The organism is Frankia alni ACN14a (genome assembly GCF_000058485.1).
Lineage (GTDB): Bacteria > Actinomycetota > Actinomycetes > Frankiales > Frankiaceae > Frankia > Frankia alni.
On the sequence record NC_008278.1, the window covers coordinates 5,236,962 to 5,249,656 of the forward strand.

Annotated in this window: 10 protein-coding genes; 8 read left to right on the forward strand and 2 right to left on the reverse strand. The window is 74.3% G+C overall.

Annotated features, from left to right (window positions below; genetic code table 11):
- Positions 1-18: 18 nt before the first annotated feature.
- A complete protein-coding gene (locus FRAAL_RS21125) occupies positions 19-1,539 on the reverse strand; it encodes an ABC transporter substrate-binding protein (RefSeq protein WP_011605954.1) in 1,521 nt (506 codons plus the stop codon).
- Positions 1,540-2,255: 716 nt separating this feature from the next.
- Here FRAAL_RS21125 and FRAAL_RS21130 point away from each other — a divergent pair.
- The 3 genes from FRAAL_RS21130 (at position 2,256) to mscL (ending at position 5,442) form a co-directional block, all read left to right on the forward strand.
- On the forward strand, positions 2,256-3,365 hold the full coding sequence (locus FRAAL_RS21130) for an isopenicillin N synthase family dioxygenase (RefSeq protein ID WP_011605956.1): 1,110 nt from the start codon (positions 2,256-2,258) through the stop codon (positions 3,363-3,365).
- Complete coding sequence (locus FRAAL_RS21135) at positions 3,365-4,687, forward strand: bifunctional o-acetylhomoserine/o-acetylserine sulfhydrylase (protein ID WP_050997204.1); 1,323 nt, start codon at positions 3,365-3,367, stop codon at positions 4,685-4,687. Before FRAAL_RS21130 ends, FRAAL_RS21135 begins: the two co-directional genes overlap by 1 nt.
- Positions 4,688-4,908: 221 nt before the next feature.
- Complete coding sequence (gene mscL, locus FRAAL_RS21140; RefSeq protein WP_050997205.1) at positions 4,909-5,442, forward strand: large conductance mechanosensitive channel protein MscL; 534 nt, start codon at positions 4,909-4,911, stop codon at positions 5,440-5,442.
- Positions 5,443-5,464: 22 nt separating this feature from the next.
- Here mscL and FRAAL_RS21145 read toward each other — a convergent pair whose 3' ends face one another.
- Positions 5,465-6,301: an SAM-dependent methyltransferase gene (locus FRAAL_RS21145; RefSeq protein WP_041939577.1), complete on the reverse strand. Its 837-nt coding sequence runs from the start codon at positions 6,299-6,301 to the stop codon at positions 5,465-5,467.
- Between the two features lie 1,180 nt (positions 6,302-7,481).
- On the opposite strand from FRAAL_RS21145, the gene FRAAL_RS21150 reads away from it, so the two are divergent.
- The 5 genes from FRAAL_RS21150 (at position 7,482) to FRAAL_RS21170 (ending at position 12,676) form a co-directional block, all read left to right on the forward strand.
- Complete coding sequence (locus tag FRAAL_RS21150) at positions 7,482-8,786, forward strand: LLM class flavin-dependent oxidoreductase (protein WP_011605960.1); 1,305 nt, start codon at positions 7,482-7,484, stop codon at positions 8,784-8,786.
- Between the two features lie 182 nt (positions 8,787-8,968).
- Positions 8,969-9,916, forward strand: a complete 948-nt coding sequence (locus FRAAL_RS21155) for an NADP-dependent oxidoreductase (protein WP_041939578.1) — start codon at positions 8,969-8,971, stop codon at positions 9,914-9,916.
- Positions 9,913-10,683, forward strand: a complete 771-nt coding sequence (locus FRAAL_RS21160) for a GNAT family N-acetyltransferase (RefSeq protein ID WP_011605962.1) — start codon at positions 9,913-9,915, stop codon at positions 10,681-10,683. Before FRAAL_RS21155 ends, FRAAL_RS21160 begins: the two co-directional genes overlap by 4 nt.
- Complete coding sequence (locus tag FRAAL_RS21165; RefSeq protein WP_011605963.1) at positions 10,680-12,026, forward strand: M20/M25/M40 family metallo-hydrolase; 1,347 nt, start codon at positions 10,680-10,682, stop codon at positions 12,024-12,026. Before FRAAL_RS21160 ends, FRAAL_RS21165 begins: the two co-directional genes overlap by 4 nt.
- Before the next feature lie 176 nt (positions 12,027-12,202).
- A complete protein-coding gene (locus FRAAL_RS21170) occupies positions 12,203-12,676 on the forward strand; it encodes a pyridoxamine 5'-phosphate oxidase family protein (RefSeq protein ID WP_041939579.1) in 474 nt (157 codons plus the stop codon).
- The last annotated feature ends 19 nt before the right edge of the window (positions 12,677-12,695 follow it).

Genomic DNA, 12,695 nt, shown 5'->3' on the forward strand with positions numbered 1-12,695 from the left:
GACCACCACCCGGGCAGGTCACGATTTCACAACCTCGATCTTCGACAGGTCGTAGGTCGCGGAGACGTTGTCGGTCGGGTAACCGGTGACGCCGACCCGGGCGACCTGCCGCGCCTTGGCGAGCAGGAGCCAGTCGGCGATGGCGTCCTCGGAGTAGCGGCGGGCGAGGCCACGCAGGGCCGTGTCGCGCTCGGCGTCGGAGGCGGCGGTGGCACCGGCCTTCGCGAGGTCGCGGGCCTGCGGGGAGCGGTCGCCGAAGTAGTAGCCGGGCTTGACGTAGAAGGCGAGGTCACGCGCCTCGGCGTGGTCGACGATGCTCAGGTCGTAGTCGTGCTTGGTGTAGACGCCGGTGAGCCAGGCGGGGAACTCGACGCGGTGCAGGTCGACGGTGACGCCGATCTCGCGTAGCTGGGAGGTGACGTAGTCGCCGATGCTCGGCGGGTAGATGTTCGGGACGGTGAGGCCGAGGCGCAGCCCGCCGCCGTGCCCCGCCTGCGCGAGCAGCCGGCGCGCGCTCGCCGGGTCGTAGCGGTCGATGCTCGTGAGGTCGGAGTACCACGGGTCCAACGGCGGCACGGGCGAGCCGATCCGGGTCCCGGCGCCGAGCACCTTGATCAGCCCGTCCTTGTCGATGCCCTGGCGGATCGCGTGCCGGACCCGGGCGTCGGCCAGCGGCCCACGGTCCTGGTTGAACGCCAGGGTGAACTTGTCGGTGGTCGTGCCCTCCGCGATGGTGAACTTCGGGTTGCCCCGGTAGGCCTCGATCAGGTCGTTGTCGGAGATCACCCCGACGTCGACCTGACCGGTGCGCACCGCGTTGTTCTGCGCGTTCGCGTCGGTGAGGTAGCGGAAGACCACCCGGGCGACCTTGGCCTTCGGCCCCCGGTAGGCGTCGTTGCGCACGAGGGTGATGCTGTCGCCGCGCCGCCAGGAGTCGAACCGGAACGGCCCGGTGCCGTCGGGATGACCGTCGAGGCCGGTGGCGCCCTCGCGCACGACGACGCCGGCCGGGCCGGTCAGGTTGAACAGCAGCCCGCTGTCACGTTCTTTCAGCGTCAGGACCACCGTGCGCGGGTCGGGGCTGGTGACCGCGGAGAGGGAGGCCAGGTCGCTGGCGTGCGGGTTCGTCGAGTTCGGCCCGATCACCTTGGTCAGCGACGACACCACGTCCGCGGCGCGCACCGGGGCGCCGTCCTGGAAGGCGGCGTTGCCCGCGAGGGTGAACGTGTACGTGAGGCCGTCCGGGGAGATCGTGTAGGACGTCGCGAGCGCCGGGCTCACCACCCCCTTCTGGTCCCGTTTCACCAGCCCCTCGTACACGTTGCCGAGCAGGATCTGGCCGACCGCGACCCCGCTGGTGCGGGTGATGTCGAGGCTCGTCGGTTCGAGGACGGCGCCGATGGTCACGGTGGCGTCGGGATGGGCGCGACCGCCGGTCGACGCCGGGCCGCCGGTCGGGCCGTCCTCGCCGTCCGACCCGCAGGCCGCCAGCGCCAGGCCGGCGACGGCGACAGCGGCGGCAAAGGTTCTGATTCTCATCACGCGCCCCTTTCGAGGCAACAATGACGCCGTCGGGCGCACGGAAATCCCGCGCCCGGCGGCCGGAAGGATGACGGCGGCGGGCCGCGCGACGGCCGCGCCGAGAATGCGCCCCCGCCCGCGGCGGCGCTCCGCATCGGCGACGATCCGCCGACGGAGCACGCCACGAGAACGGGGCACGTAACGAGGAGCGGGGTGACGAGATCAGCCTTGCGTGTCGGCCGCGCGCGGCGGCGTCGACACGCCCAGCCGAACGCACGGCCGCCGGCCGGCCGGCCTGGCGTCGTCAGACGACGATCAACAACAGACCTGGTCGAAGTGGTGCGCGCGACGGGAATTCCAGAACGCGTCCAGAATCACGAACCGTGGCGGCCGTCCAGTTCCCACGGCCTGACTGTAACCAGGTGCGCGCCGATCGGTCCAGAGGCGCGCAGAACACCCCGCAACGCCCCGGGCGGTGGTGGGCGGACGCCGCACGGACCGCTCCGCCGCCTGGCACAGTGGCGGGGTGGCTTTGGTGGCTTCGCGCAATCGACTCACCCGGCGTCGCCCGGTCGATCACATGCTGGTGGCCAGCCGGCTCTGTCCCTGACCGCGCCGTCCCCGACCGCGCCGTTCATGACCGCGCCGTTCATGACCGTGCCGTCCCGACGGCGCCGTCCCCGACGGCGCCGCTCCCCCACCCGTGACACCGACGCGCCGGAAGGCTCACCGCTGTGACCAGCGCCCGCACACTGCCCACGCTCGACATCGGCCCGTTTCTGGCCGGCACCGCCGACCGCGCGCGGTTTCTCGCCGACCTGCGCGCGGCCTGCCACGGGCCGGGCTTCTTCTACCTGACCGGGCACGGGATCCCCGCCGCGCGGACCGCGGCCGTGCTCGACGTCAGCCGCCGCTTCTTCCATCTCGCCGAGGCGGCGAAGCTGGCGATCGAAAACGTGCATTCGCCGCATTTCCGCGGCTACACCCGGCTGGGCCACGAGATCACCCGCGGGAATCCCGACATCCGCGAGCAGATAGACATCTCCGACGAACGCCCGGCCCGGGCACTCGGCCCCGACGACCCGGCGTACCTGCGCCTCGACGGTCCCAACCAGTGGCCGGCCCAGGTTCCCGAGCTGCGCGCGAGCGTGCTGGCCTACATGGACGAGCTCGGCGGGCTGTCCCGGCTGCTGGTCCGGGCCTTCGCCGAGTCGCTGGGGCTGCCGGCCGACCACCTCGACCGGACCTTCGCCGACGAACCCCGCTCGCACCTGAAGCTGATCCGCTACCTGGCCGCACCCCCGGCCCACCCCGCCGGCTACGACCAGGGCGTCGGCTCCCACAAGGACGGTGGCTTCCTCACCTTCGTCCTCCAGGACGACGTCCGGGCGCTGCGCGGAGGGGAGGCGGTCGAGCCGGCCGCGGGGCTGCAGGTCGCCGACGACAGCGGCGGCTGGATCGACGCGGCGCCGCGGCCCGGGACCTTCGTCGTCAACATCGGGGAGATGTTCGAACTGGCCACCCGCGGCTACTACCGTGCCACGGTGCACCGGGTCGTCAGTCCACCGCCGGGCCACGAACGGCTGTCCGTGGCGTTCTTCTTCGGCCCGCGGCTGTCGGCGACCCTCGAACCCGTCCCCCTGCCCGCGGAGCTCCTGCGCGAGATCGGCGACGCTCCCCCGCCCGACCCGCACAACCCGATCTTCGCGCAGCACGGCGTGAACACGCTGAAGAGCTGGCTGCGCAGCCATCCCGAGGTGGCCCGCCGCCACTATGCGGACGTCGCCCAGCCCACCGCCGCCCAGACCCCCGCCGACCAGCCCACCGGTCACGGCGCCTACTGATGTCACAAGAGAGGGATCCCGTCGTGACGACCTCCCCGACCGGCTGGAGCTTCGAGACCCGGCAGATCCACGCCGGAGCGGCGCCCGACGCGGCGACCGGCGCCCGCGCGGTGCCGATCTACCAGACCACGTCGTTCGTGTTCGACGACACCCGGCACGCGGCCGACCTGTTCTCGCTCGCCGAGGTCGGCTTCACCTACACCCGGGTCGTCAATCCCACCTCCGACGCCCTGGAGCAGCGCGTCGCGGACCTGGAGGGCGGGGTCGCGGCGCTGGCGACCGCGAGCGGCCAGGCGGCGCAGACCCTGGCGGTGCTCAACCTGGCCGGCGCCGGCAGCCACCTGGTGTCGTCGACGTCGCTGTACGGGGGGACGTACGCGCTGTTCAAGCACACGCTGGCCGAGCTCGGCATCACGACGACGTTCGTCGACGACCCGGACGACCTGGACGCCTGGCAAGCCGCGATCCGCCCGAACACCGTCGCGCTGTACGGCGAGACGATCGGCAACCCGCGGGGCAACGTCCTGGACATCGCCGGCGTCGCCGAGGTCGGGCACGCCGCCGGGCTGCCGCTGATCGTCGACAACACGCTCGCCTCGCCGTACCTGAACCGTCCCCTGGAGCACGGCGCCGACATCGTGCTGCACTCGGCGACCAAGTTCATCGGCGGGCACGGGACGTCGATCGGCGGCGTCATCGTCGACGGCGGGCGGTTCGACTGGACGGCCGGGCGCCATCCCCGTTTCACCACCCCCGACCCCGCCTACCACGGCCTGGTCTTCCACGAGGCGTTCGCCGAGACCGCCTTCATCGTGCGGGCCCGCGCCCGGCTGCTGCGCGACCTGGGCCCGGCGCTGTCCCCGGTGAACGCGTTCCTGCTGCTGCAGGGGCTGGAGACGCTGTCGCTGCGGATGGAGCGCCACAGCGCCAACGCGGCCCGGGTGGCCGCCTGGCTCGCCGAGCGTCCCGAGGTCAGCTGGGTGGCCTACCCGGGCCTGGCGGACAGCCGCTGGTACCCGGCGGCCCAGCGCTACCTGCCCCGCGGGGCCGGGGCGGTGCTGGCGTTCGGGATCCGCGGCGGCGCGGCGGCCGGCCGGGCCTTCATCGAGGGCCTGGAGCTGCACAGCCACCTCGCCAACGTCGGCGACGTCCGCTCGCTGGCGATCCACCCGGCGTCCACGACCCACGCCCAGCTCACCCCCGACGAGCAGGTCGACAGCGGGGTGAGCGAGGAACTCGTCCGGCTGTCGGTGGGCATCGAGGGCATCGAGGACATCCTCGCCGACCTGGACCGGGGCTTCCGCGCCGCCAAGCAACGCTGAGCCCGGCGGGCCCGCAGGGTTCCCCTTCCGTGCTGGCGACGACCCGCCGGTTCCTCGGGGTTGCCCGACAGAGGCGCTGCCGCCCGACCGGCGGGATTGAATCCGCTTTCGCCGGGCGATAACGGACTCGCGTCGGGCGGGCCGAACGCTCTCCTGGGCGCCGCCCGCCCGCCCCGGGGGGTGTGCCCGACGGGTCCGTACAGAGCTGGCGAGGAGATGGCGTGTTCGGCATCAGGAAGGTGATCGGGCGGGGTCGGGAGGTGGTCGAGCCGTCCGTGCGGCTGATCAAGCCGGGCCTCGGGGGCTTCAAGCAGTTCCTCATGCGCGGGAACATCGTCGACCTGGCCGTCGCGGTGATCATCGGTACCGCGTTCACCGCCGTCGTCAAGGCGATGGTGGACGACCTGCTCACGCCGCTGATCGCCGCGGTCGGCGGAAAGCCGGACTTCGCCGGGTTGTCCTTCAGCATCAACCACAGCGTGTTCCGCTACGGACTGTTCCTCAACACCGTGGTGACCTTCCTGCTCGTCGCCTCGGTCGTCTACTTCGTGGTCGTCCTGCCGCTGGCGAAGGCCAACGAACTGCGCAGGCGCGGCCATCCCGTACCCGACTCCGAGCCGGCGATCAGCGACGAGACGCGCCTGCTCACCGAGATCCGCGACCTGCTCGCCGGCGACGGCCGGCGTCTGCCCGAGCAGCCGAGCGAGGCGACGCAGGCGGGCGCGGTGATCGCCGCCGAGGAGACCCAGCACTGACCCCCACCCCAGCGGGCGGCGCCTACGACTTGCGGGCGATCAGGGCGTAGGCGCTGATGTCGGCGTCGGCGATGAGGTCCGGGTCGCTGCCGGGCTCGGGGCGCCAGCGGTGCAGGACCTCGACGCCGGGCTCGACCAGCTCCCACCCGGCGGGCAGCAGGGCGGTGAGCTCGGCGCGGTCGCGGGTCTGGAACGGGATGCCGCGGCCGTTGTAGACCTCGGCGACCCGCGCCGCGGCCTGCGGCGCGAGCTCGGCCGTGCCATGGCTGACGACGAGGAAGCTGCCGGCGGGCAGCCGCTCGCACAGCCGGGCGACGATGTCCGCGGGCCGGTCGGCGTCGGGGAAGAAGTGCAGGATCGCGATCAGCGACAGCGCGATCGGATGCGCCGGGTCGAGGGTGGCGGCGAACTCCGGCACGGCGATCATCTCGTCGGGGCGGCGCAGATCCGCGTCGACGTAGGCGGTCCGGCCCTGTGGCGTTCCGGTCAGCAACGCCCGCGCATGGACGAGCACGATCGGGTCGTTGTCGACATAGACGATGCGTGCGTCCGGGGCGACCCGCTGCGCGATCTCGTGCAGGTTCGGCGAGGTCGGGATGCCCGTGCCCACGTCGACGAACTGCCGCACCCCGGCCTCGGCCGCCAGGTACCGCACGGCCCGGTGCAGGAAGGCCCGGTTCTGCCGGGCGTAGGTGCGCAGGTGGGGAAAGACCGCCAGCGCCTGCTCGGCCGCCTCCCGGTCCGCCGCGTAGTTGTCCTTGCCGCCGAGGTAGTAGTCGTACATGCGGGCCGAGTGAGGGATGTCCTCCCGCAGGTCGACCGATCGCGCACGTCCGCTCGTCCCCGCGTCTGCCTGCACGTCCCGCCCCGCCCCTCTGCTCCCCGGCACGTGGCCGTGGCGGCCACGCCCCGGCGCGTCGTCCGCCCAGACCGGATCTTTCCATCCCTGCGGGCGGCGCGGTCCACCGGGCAGGACCGGCGCAGACGCGACGTCCGTGGGAGCGATGTCCCTCATCCGGGCGCGCCCTGGAGGGGAGGGTGATCCCTTCCAGGGCCTCCGCGGCCCGCCGGCCGGCCGGCGGTAGACGCCTCGGCCTGCCGGCGCTCCGCCACCTGCGAATGGGGCGCCACGTCCAGACCGGCCGCCACGTCCAGACCGGCCGCCGCGTCCGAGTCGGGCGTCAGGTCCGAGTCGGGCGTCCCCCTCGCCAGGGAGGCCCCATCCGCCCAGGGACATCATTCGCAACAACCCAGGGACATCATTCGCAACAATGAGTGTCAGTGCTGGTGTAGCCCACCCCGCCGAACCCCGGTAGGCGGCCGTCGTACCCGGAAGGGCCGCTGGAGCCGGAAGGGCCGCGGGACCCCAGTAGGCCTATGGACATAGTCGACTTTCGCGATTAGGTTCACCCTGGTCAGGCCTCTGCGCCGGGCCCCAGGGGGGTGCCTCGGGCGGACCGCTCGGTTCCCGGTCGCGGCCGGTCGATCGCCGGCGGTCCTGCGGCGGCTTGGCCGCGTTCCCCAGCGCCCCACGCACGAGCCGGATCCGTGGCCCGGGTCGAGCGCGGGCCCGAGTCGAGGGAGTGGTGAGATGCCGGCGGCATCCGATCGGCGTCCCGCGGACGCACGGTGGGGCCTGCCGCGCAGCCGGTCCACCCGGTGGCGGCTCACCCGGCGGCTCGTGATCGATCTGCGGCGTTCGTCCAGCAGCCGCTGTCCCGGTCCCTGACCGGCCCGGCGACGGTCCGGACCGCCGCGCCGCATCACCCGACCGTCCCCAGAGCCGGGCCGCCCACCGGTGGAAGCCTCCGCGACAAGACCGGCCGCACGGCCGCGCGGGGCCCGGCGCGTCGCGGCGGCCAGCGGCTGGACCGCAGGGCTGGCCGGGGCCGCGCCGATCTCCCGCCCGCAGTCCATGCCGCCGCGATCGGCACCCCGTGCCCGGACGACCGTCGGAGCGACGCCCACGCCCTCGGTCGCACCGCGGCGGCGGCCCGGCACCGGCACCAGCCCCACCCGCCTCGACCGAAAGGCCAGACATGGCAGACATCCCGTTGGCCGTCCTCGATCTCGTTCCGGTCAGCGCCGGTGACAGCCCGAACGACGCGCTGCGCAACACCGTCGACCTGGCCCGGCAGGCCGAGGCGTTCGGGTACCGGCGGTACTGGTTCGCCGAGCATCACCTCAACCCCGGCCTGCTCGGCGTGTCCCCCGCGGTGGCGATCGCGCTGGTGGCCGGGGCGACGTCGACGATCCGGCTCGGCTCGGCGGGCGTGCAGAGCGGGCACCGCACGCCGCTGGCCGTCGTCGAGGAGTTCGGGCTGATCGACGCGCTGCACCCCGGCCGCCTGGACCTCGGCATCGGCCGCTCACCGGGCCGGCCGGCCCCGAAGAACGGCGCGACGCCCAACGGCGCGACCCCCAACGGCGCGGCCCCGGCCGGCGCGGACGGCGGACCCGGCGACGGCGGACCCGGCGACGGCGGACCTGATGGCGGCGGACCCGGGGACGGCGCGGCGACTCCCACCCCGGCGCCGGCCCTCGTCTCGGCCGCGGCGGCCGCCTATCAGGCCAGCCTCGGCGGGGTCGACCACAGCACCGACCAGCGGGCCGCCAACGGCCTGCTGATCCCCCGCCGGTTCGACTTCAGCAGGCTGCTCGGCTCGCCCCGGCTGGGGGTGACCCTGTCGCTGCTGCAGCAGCCGGGCGCCTACACCCCCGAGTACGCCGACCAGGTCGACGACATCCTCGCCCTGCTGCGCGACACCTACCACACCGCCGACGGCCAGACGGCCCGCGCCTGGCCGGGGACCGGCGCGGCGCTGGAGGTGTGGATCCTCGGGGCGTCCGGCGGGTCGAGCGCCTCCGTGGCGGGTTCGCGGGGGCTGCGCTTCGCCGCCTCCTACCATCACAGCCCCAGCACGGTGCTCGACGCGGTCGAGGCGTACCGGGCGGCGTTCGAGCCGTCGGCGGATCTCGCCGCGCCCTACGTCTCGGTCTCCGCCGACGTCGTCGTCGGTGAGGACGACGCCAGCGCGGCCCGACTGGCCGCCGGCTACGGGCTGTGGGTCCGCAGCATCCGCAGCGGTGCGGGGGCGATCCCGTTCCCGACTCCCGAGCAGGCCGCCGCGCACACCTGGAGCGACGCCGATCGGGACCTGGTCGCCGACCGGGTCGCCACCCAGCTGGTCGGCTCCCCGTCGACCGTCGCCGACCGGCTCGAACAGCTCGCGGCGGCGACCGGCGCGGACGAGCTGGCCGTCACCACGATCACCCACCAGCACGCCGACCGGGTGCGCTCCTACGAGCTGCTGGCCGCGGAGTGGACCCGCCGGCACGGCTGAGGCCTCCCCCGGGGCGAACGGGACCGAACCGGGTGACGCGGTGACGGGTCCGGCGCCCCGGCCGACGATGCGGAAGGTGACGGCGACGACCGTTGTTGAAGCGGACCGTCGACGCGGACCGTTGGACCGGACCGCGGGCAGCGGTCCGTTGACGTGGACCAGTGACGAAGGGAAGGACTACGGTGCCGAAGGCATACGTCTATACCGCGAACGGCGGCCCCGAGGTGGAGACGTTCACCGATCTGCCGGCGCCCGAGCCCGGCCCCGGTCAGCTGGCGATCGCGGTGCGCGCGGTGGGCGTCAACCCCGCGGACTGGAAGCTGCGCGACGGGCTGTCGATCCCCGGACTGCCCGACCCGGTGTTCCCCGTCGTGCTGGGGCTGGAGGCGGCCGGCGTGGTCACCGGCCTGGGCCCCCAGGTAACCGGGTTCGCGGTGGGCGACGAGGTCCTCGGGATCACCGTCGGCGGCGCCTACGCCGAGCACGCCCTGCTCGCGGCGGCGCTGGCCACGCACAAGCCGGCCGCGGTGAGCTTCCGCGACGCGGCCGCCCTGCCGGTCGCGGCGGCAACCGCGTACGACGGCGTGCACCAGTTCGCGCTGCCGCCCGGCGCGACCCTGCTGATCACCGGCGTCGGCGGCGGGGTGGGCGTGGCCGCCGCGCAGATCGCCCGGCACGCCGGGCTCACCGTCGTCGGCACGGCCAGTGCCGGGAAGAAGGACCTCGTCGAGTCCCTCGGGGTCGCCTGGGTCGAGCCGGGACCCGGCGTCGTCGACCGGGTCCGCGCGGTCGCGCCGCAGGGCGTCGACGCGATCTACGATCTCGTCGGCGGTGCGGCGCTCGAGGAGATCGCCGGGGTGCTCCCCCCGGCGGCCGGGGACGCCGCCGCCGACGCCCCGCCGCGGCTGGTCACGGCCGCGGACACGGCGACGGTCACCCGCCTCGGCGGGGTGGCCGTGCAACGGGCCCGCAACGCGGACGTGCTCGACGCCGTCGCCGGCCTCGTCGCGGCCGGCGTGCTGGACCCCCACGTCAGCGACGTCTACCCGCTGGACCGGGCGGACGCGGCCCTGCGGGCGGTGGAGACCGGTCACGCCCGCGGCAAGATCGTGATCGAGGTCGCCGGGTGACGAACCGGCACGTCCTGGACAATCCTGCCCGCTCGGCCCTGCTCGGCCCGCAGGCGCACCTCGCCGAGCGGCGCGGGGAGGTGCTGCGCTACCCGGCGGATGTGTGCCCGTTCATCGCCCTGCCCGACGAGCCGGACGAGAACACCTGGCGGGACCTGGCGACGCTGCTCGGTCCGGGCGCCCTGGTGCCGTTCACCGGCGTCGACGCGGACCTTCCGCCCGGCTGGGAGGAGGTCGGCTTCGGTCCGGGGGTCCAGATGATCGACGCCGGCGTCGACGCGGTCGGCGACGACGACGCGGTGCGCCTCGGCCCGGCGGACGTCCCGGAAATGCTCGACCTGGTGGCCCGCACGCGCCCCGGCCCGTTCCTGCCCCGCACCATCGCGCTGGGCACCTACCTCGGCATCCGCCGCGGCGGGGCGCTGGTCGCCATGGCCGGGGAACGGCTGCACCCACCGGGCTGGACCGAGATCAGCGCCGTCTGCACCGATCCGGATCAGCAGGGGACGGGGCTGGCGTCCCGGCTCGTGCGGGCGGTCGCCGCCGGGATCCGCGCCCGCGGCGAGATCCCCTTCCTGCACGCCGCCGCGACGAACACGAACGCGATCCGCCTCTACGAGGCCCTCGGTTTCCGGCTGCGGCGCACGGTGACCTTCCGCGCCGCCCGGGTCCCTGGCGCCGCGGGCGTGCCCGTGCCCGCCCAGGCCGACGCCAACGCCGACGAGCCGTTCGCCGCGCGCCCGGGCGCCGGGGAGCCGGCGGTGTGAGCGCTGCCGACCTGTCGGCGGGGCGGCGGGTCGCCGCCCGCGAGGCGGTGGCGATGGCCAGCGACCTCATCGCGTTCGACACCAGCAACCACGGCGACCCGCACGTCCGGGGCACGGAGCGGCCCGCGGCCGAGTACGTGGCCGGCCGGCTCGCCGACGTCGGCTACGACGTCACCTACCTGGAGTCCGGCGCACCCGGGCGCGGCAACGTCGTCGCCCGGCTGCCCGGCGCCGACCCGTCGCGGGGCGCCCTGCTTCTGCACGGTCACCTCGACGTCGTCCCGGCGGACGCGGCCGACTGGTCGGTGCACCCGTTCTCCGGCGAGGTGCGCGACGGCTACGTGTGGGGACGCGGCGCCGTCGACATGAAGGGCGCGGTGGCGATCATGCTGGCGGTGGCTCGCCGGCTGCGCCGCGAGGGAGCCATCCCGCCGCGGGACCTGATCTTCGCGTTCGTCGCCGACGAGGAGGCCGGCGGCTGGCACGGCGCCCGCTGGCTGGTGGACAACCGCCCCGACCTGTTCGAGGGCGCCACCGAGGCGATCGGCGAGGTCGGCGGCTTCTCCGTCACCCTGGGCTCCGCCACCGGCGGCGAGGACGTGCGCGCCTACCTGGTCCAGACGGCGGAGAAGGGCAGCATGTGGCTGCGGCTGGCGGCTCGCGGCCGCGGCGGGCACGGTTCGATGCTGCACGACGACAACGCGATCGCGACCCTGGCGGCGGCCGTCGCCCGCCTCGACGTCCACCGCTTCCCGCTGGTGCTCACCGAGCCGATCCGGGCGCTGCTCACCGGGATCGCGGACATCACCGGAATCCCGTTCGACGAGGCCGATCCGCAGTCGGCCGTCGACCGCCTCGGCCCGCTGGCGCGCCTGATCGGGGCGGCGCTGCGGGACACCGCGAACGTGACCCTGTTCGACGCCGGCTACCGCTCCAACGTCGTTCCCGTCACGGCCCACGCCACCGTGGACGGCCGGTTCCTGCCCGGGCGGGAGGAGGCGTTCGGCCGCGAACTGGTCGAGGTGCTCGGCCCGGGGGTGCGGGCCGCGTGGGACACCCTGCCGCCCGTCCGGACGGACGTCGACGGCGCCCTGATGGCGGCGATCGCCGCGGCGATCGAGGCGGAGGACCCGGGCGCGCGGGTCCTGCCGTACCTGCTGGCCGCGGGGACGGACGCGAAGTCGTTCCAGCGGCTGGGGATCCGCCACCTCGGGTTCACGCCGCTGCGCCTGCCGCCGGAGCTGGATTTCAGCGCCCTGTTCCACGGGGTCGACGAACGGGTTCCCGTCGCGGCCCTGGAGTTCGGCACCCGCGTGCTGGATCGGCTGCTGCGAACCTGCTGACGCACCGCGTGCGGCACCGACCGGACGGGCACACCCGTGCCGGAGGGCCCGGCAGGCGGACGACGATCGGCCCTGAACTCCCGATGCGCACCGACCTACCGTCGAACCGGGCATCGCCGAAGCGGTCCGGGCGCCCCGTCGGTCCGGACGCCCACCAGCGGACGAGGGGAAGACACATGACATCGACGAGTGTGGGCGCGCCAGGTTTCACCGCCAGCGCCAGCGACAAGACCACCGTCACCCTCGACCATGCCGGAGGTGGTGTCCTGCCCGCGGCCACCTGCCTGTGGCTGCTCGCCGGCGAGCAGGTGGGCCGGGTCGCGTTCCGCGCGGACGGGGAGATCCTCGTCCTGCCGGTGAACTACGTGCTGGACGGGGACGCGATCGCGTTCCGCACGGCCACCGGCTCCAAGCTGGCCGCGGCGCTCGAGGAGGACGCCGTCGGATTCGAGGTCGACGGCCACGACCCGGTGGCCCGGGCGGGCTGGAGCGTCCTGATCAACGGCAGGGCGGTGGCGGTCACCGACCGGCAGACCCTGGCCCGGCTGGAGAAGACCGGGCTCGCCCCGTGGGCGGACCGCATCGAGCACCCGCACTGGGTGCGCATCCTGCCCGAGTCGATGACCGGCCGGGTCGTCGCCCACTCCTGACCCGCCCACACCTGACCCC

What these genes read in the sequence shown, in the direction of transcription:
- FRAAL_RS21150 (WP_011605960.1), top strand. Translation starts at nt 7,482, where the DNA reads ATGGCAGACATCCCGTTGGCCGTCCTCGATCTCGTTCCGGTCAGCGCC.
- FRAAL_RS21170 (WP_041939579.1), top strand. Translation starts at nt 12,203, where the DNA reads ATGACATCGACGAGTGTGGGCGCGCCAGGTTTCACCGCCAGCGCCAGC.
- FRAAL_RS21135 (WP_050997204.1), top strand. Translation starts at nt 3,365, where the DNA reads ATGTCACAAGAGAGGGATCCCGTCGTGACGACCTCCCCGACCGGCTGG.
- FRAAL_RS21125 (WP_011605954.1), bottom strand. Translation starts at nt 1,539, where the DNA reads ATGAGAATCAGAACCTTTGCCGCCGCTGTCGCCGTCGCCGGCCTGGCG.